Below are 2003 nucleotides of genomic sequence, written 5' to 3'. Positions count from 1 at the left end.
CGCGGCGGCGCAGTTGCTCGGCCGCCTCGTCGTCGGCGACGAGACCGCCGTCCGCCCACGGGCCCCAGGCCACGGAGGTGGCGGTCAGGCCACGGGCCCGGCGCTGTTCGGCCAGCGCGTCGAGGAAGGCGTTTCCGGCCGCGTAGGCGCCCTGGCCGCCGCTGCCCCACACCGCGGCGATCGAGGAGAAGAGCACGAAGGCGTCCAGTTCGGTGTCGCCGAGCAGCGCGTCCAGATGGGCGGCGCCCGCGACCTTGGCGGCGACCACATCGGCGACATCGGCCGGGGTGGTCTCCGCGAGCGGTGCGAACTGCCCGGCGCCCGCCGTGTGCACGACGGCGGTGAGCGGGCGCTCCGGGTGTTCGTCGCGGATCCGGGCCAGCAGCCCGGCGACCGCGTCCCGGTCGGTGACATCGCAGGCGGCGACGGTCACCCGGGCCCCGGAGGCGACGAGTTCGTCGCTCAGCTCGGTGGCGCCGGGGGCGTCGGGGCCCCGGCGGCTGGTGAGCACCAGATGCTCGGCGCCGTTCTCCGCCAGCCAGCGGGCCACATGGGCGCCCAGCGCGCCGGTGCCGCCGGTGACCAGGACCGTGCCACGCGGCCGCCAGGGCGCGCCGGTGGCCGGGACGGACTCGGCGTGGGCGAGGCGGCGGGCCAGGATTCCGGCCGTACGGATCGCCAACTGGTCCTCGTGGTCGTCGCCGTGTCCGCCGAGCACACCGGCCAGGCGGTCGGCGGCCCGTTCGTCCAGCGTCGCGGGCAGGTCGATCAGACCGCCCCAGCGCTCGGGGTGCTCCAGCGCGACCACCCGGCCCAGGCCCCAGAGCTGCGCCTGTGCGGCGCTGCCGGTCGGTTCCGAGGCGGCGGTGGAGACGGCGCCGGTGGTGGCGCACCACAGCGGGGCGTCCAGGCCCGCGTCCCCGAGCGCCTGCACCAGCACTCCGGTGCGCAGCAGCCCGGTGGGCGCGGCGGGGTGGTCGGGGTGCGGGCGCTCGTCCAGCGCGAGCAGCGACAGCACACCGTGCACGGGCTCGTCGGCCGCCGCCTTGCGGATCCGGTCGGCCAGCGCGTCCCGGTCGAGGTCCCCGCCGTCTGCGGCCGGGGTGACGCCGATACGCCGGATGTCGGCGCCCCGGTCGACCAGCGCGGCCACGACGCGCCGCACGGTGTCGGCGTGGCCCGCGGCAGCGGCCGGTTCGGCGACCAGCCAGACGCCGGGGGCGGCGGCGAGCCGCGGCTCCTCCAGCGGCTTCCAGGTGACGCGGTAGCGCCGGCCGTCGAGCGCGGACTGCTCGCGTTCGCGGCGCCGCCACGCGGACAGCGCCGGGAGCAGCGCGCTGAGCGGCTGGTCCACGTCGATGCCCACCGCGTCCGACAGCGAGGCCAGGTCGTCGCTCTCGACCGCCTCCCAGAACCGGGCACCGGCCGCGTCCACGGCCGTGGTCGCCTCGCCGGACGCCTGCCGCGGGGTGCCGTCCAGCCAGTAGCGGCGCCGCTGGAAGGCGTACGTGGGCAGCTCGACGCGGTGGGCGCCGGTCCCGGCGAACAGCGCCTCCCAGTCCACGGCCGCGCCCCGCACATGCAGCGTGGCGAGGGCGGCGGTCAGCGTCTCCGGCTCGGGGCGCCCGGCGCGCAGCACGGGTACGAAGGCCACCTCTTCGGCGCCGTCGCCTCCGGCGGTGACGCAGTCCTGCGCCATGGCGGACAGCACCCCGTCCGGGCCGAGTTCGACGTAGGTGGTGACGCCCTGGGCCTCCAGGGCGCGGACACCGTCGAGGAAGCGGACGGCGTGGCGGACATGGCGCACCCAGTAGTCGGCGGCCATGCCCAGCTCGTCGGCGACCGGCCGGCCGGTGACCGTGGAGACGATCGGGATGCGCGGCGCGCGATACGTCAGCCCCTCGGCGACCTTGCGGAAGTCGGCGAGCATGCCGTCCATCAGCGGGGAGTGGAAGGCGTGGCTCACGGTGAGCCGCTTGGTCTTGCGGCCCCGTGCCCGGAAC

Annotated in this window: 1 protein-coding gene; it reads right to left on the bottom strand. The window is 77.0% G+C overall.

The annotated features are described in order from the left end of the window. A partial coding sequence (locus tag KN815_RS31865; RefSeq protein WP_216345332.1) for an SDR family NAD(P)-dependent oxidoreductase occupies positions 1-2003 on the bottom strand: 2003 nt, incomplete at both ends.

Origin of the sequence: Streptomyces niphimycinicus (assembly GCF_018883605.1) — a bacterium.
GTDB classification, from domain to species: domain Bacteria; phylum Actinomycetota; class Actinomycetes; order Streptomycetales; family Streptomycetaceae; genus Streptomyces; species Streptomyces niphimycinicus.
This window is presented reverse-complemented; position numbering and strand designations above follow the sequence as displayed.